Origin of the sequence: Ligilactobacillus sp., assembly GCF_036846325.1 — a bacterium.
GTDB lineage: Bacteria > Bacillota > Bacilli > Lactobacillales > Lactobacillaceae > Ligilactobacillus.
On the sequence record NZ_DAIUCE010000174.1, the window covers coordinates 1 to 2,287 of the forward strand.

The following is a 2,287-nucleotide window of genomic DNA, read 5'->3' on the forward strand; positions in this document are numbered from 1 at the left end:
GTAAAAGAACAATTTCAGTTTAAAATGTAATTAAAATTAAATCAAGCTTTTTCTTTATTTTAATATAAATGTAATATTACTTTTGGATGCATTTCGAGCAAAGTGGACTAAAGTCCTCTTTTTAATGCAGACGGCACCTTTTCTGGTTCAAAAGAACTGGTTTTGAAAATCTGACAAAATGAGATTACAGGTTTATCCAAATCAGTTTATTCCCTAAAATAACAACTATCTTGAAAAACAGGGGGAATGTCCATGGGAGAATATGAAGAAGAAGCAGTCGAATATATGAAGGAAAAAAATCATGAAGGAATGATCTATGGAATCATCAGGCGCTTTGGAATAAGCAGGTATTCAGGCAGCTATGATGACTACGTTGTACTGGGGATGATTCTGTTTGTCAGAGGATATGTCGAATTAATGAACAGGAGTCCTGATTCAGATGAAAACAAGATCAACGCATATTTGTATCAGAAGATAAAATGGGGGATTCTGGATGAACTGAGAAGGAAGAAACGAGAGGAAGAACACAGAACTGACGTCGTTGATGAAACCTCCGACGATTATTTTGCCGGGATTCCTGATAATAACGTTGATGCTGAAACATTGGTCACAATCAAGGATCAGTTAAGCGAATTGTTCAGAAGATGCAATGATTTTGAACGTGAATATCTTGAATATAAATTGAAGGGATACACCGAAATGGAAATTTCAAGACATCTGAAACAGACGCACACCAAGGTTTATCGTACGCGCAACAGAATCAGAAGAATGGCATGTGAAATATTTGATGAAAAATAGAATGAAATGTGAAAAAACACTGGAATTTTTTAATTGAATTATGTAGAATATTAGATGAGCAGCGATGGGGGTCACTGCTCGATAATCATCAAAAGGAAATGAGGTAAAAGGTATGAGAACGGGTACAAAAGTCAAGGAGGATGTTCTGGCGCAGGCATGTGATTTATGCTTCGGGCGTTATTACTTCATCTCGCAGCCGGCCGTTGCAGTCTTCGGGGCGGAAAGGGAGGATGCTTCCTTCTTCTCAGTAATTACCGATAACGGGGAAAACCTTGATTATCGTCTGGTCGAAGAACACGATGAAGAAGATCGTCTCAGCCGCCTGGACATTGTTTTAACTCCCGGTGACAAACGGCCTGTCATCCTGGATCTGCTCCGCGAATCCGGGATTGAAGATCTTAACACCTCATCTTTCGAATATAAGATGCTTATGAAAGAATCCTCTTTAATCATGCGCTGGTTCAGACGTCGTTTCAAACGTGAAGCATCGTTTTGAACGTGCATGAATTGTTATTAACTGATTACGCTAAAGCTGCCGTCCGTCATGGACGGCGGTTTTTTTTGAGAAAAATTTCAAATAACTGCTTAAATAACTCCATTCACTGACGATATATATTCATGTAATCAGTTAATGATACAAAGAGAAATGGAGGAATTTATCATGCGTATTAACACAAACGTGGCAGCTATGAACACATACAGCCGTTTGACAGCTGCAAACACGGCAAAGACGAACTCTCTTGCAAAGCTCTCATCCGGTTCACGTATCAACAAGGCCGGCGATGACGCTGCAGGACTTGCAATTTCAGAAAAGATGAAGGCACAAATCGGTGGCCTCACACAGGCAAAGCGCAATGCCCAGGACGGCATTTCCCTTGTACAGACAGCTGAAGGTGCTTTGAACGAATCACACAGCATTCTCGAACGTATGCGTGACCTTACGGTTCAAGGCAAGAACGGTACATTGACAGACGATGACCGTGGCTCAATCAACAAGGAATTGAATGCACTTCATCAAGAACTTACACGTATCGCTGACACAACGGAATTCAACACACAGAGCCTGCTCAACGGTACAAACGGCTTCACATTCCAGATTGGTGCCAACCAGAGTCAGACTCTTACAGTTACAATCAGCAACATGAGTGGTACGTCACTGCTTGGTGTTGATGCTGACAAGTTCACACTCGGCAAGGCTGGTGCAAATGCTGACAAGATGCTTGGATCAATCGATGCAGCCATCAAGAAGGTTTCCGATCAGCGTGCCTCACTTGGTGCCGTTCAAAACCGTCTTGACCACACGATCAACAACTTGACGGCAACAAACGAAAACCTGTCAGAAGCCAACTCACGTATCCGTGACGTTGACATGGCTGAAGAAATGATGACGTTCACGAAGAGCAACATCCTTTCCCAGGCTGCAACATCAATGCTTGCACAGGCAAATGCAATGCCGAACTCAGTGCTTAACCTTCTTCAAGGCTAAGAT

Annotated in this window: 3 protein-coding genes; all 3 read left to right on the forward strand. The window is 42.0% G+C overall.

Going from position 1 to position 2,287, the window contains the following annotated elements; all coding sequences use genetic code 11:
• The first annotated feature begins 252 nt into the window (after nucleotides 1-252).
• Nucleotides 253-798: a sigma-70 family RNA polymerase sigma factor gene (locus V7Z60_RS09865; protein ID WP_334117638.1), complete on the forward strand. Its 546-nt coding sequence runs from the start codon at nucleotides 253-255 to the stop codon at nucleotides 796-798.
• A 112-nt stretch (nucleotides 799-910) separates the two neighbouring features.
• Nucleotides 911-1,294 (forward strand): hypothetical protein, encoded by a 384-nt coding sequence (locus V7Z60_RS09870; protein WP_334117639.1) that lies wholly within the window; start codon nucleotides 911-913, stop codon nucleotides 1,292-1,294.
• Between the two features lie 165 nt (nucleotides 1,295-1,459).
• The gene (locus V7Z60_RS09875) at nucleotides 1,460-2,284 is read left to right on the forward strand and encodes a flagellin N-terminal helical domain-containing protein (RefSeq protein WP_334117640.1); all 825 of its coding nucleotides are present in this window, start codon (nucleotides 1,460-1,462) and stop codon (nucleotides 2,282-2,284) included.
• Nucleotides 2,285-2,287 lie beyond the last annotated feature (3 nt).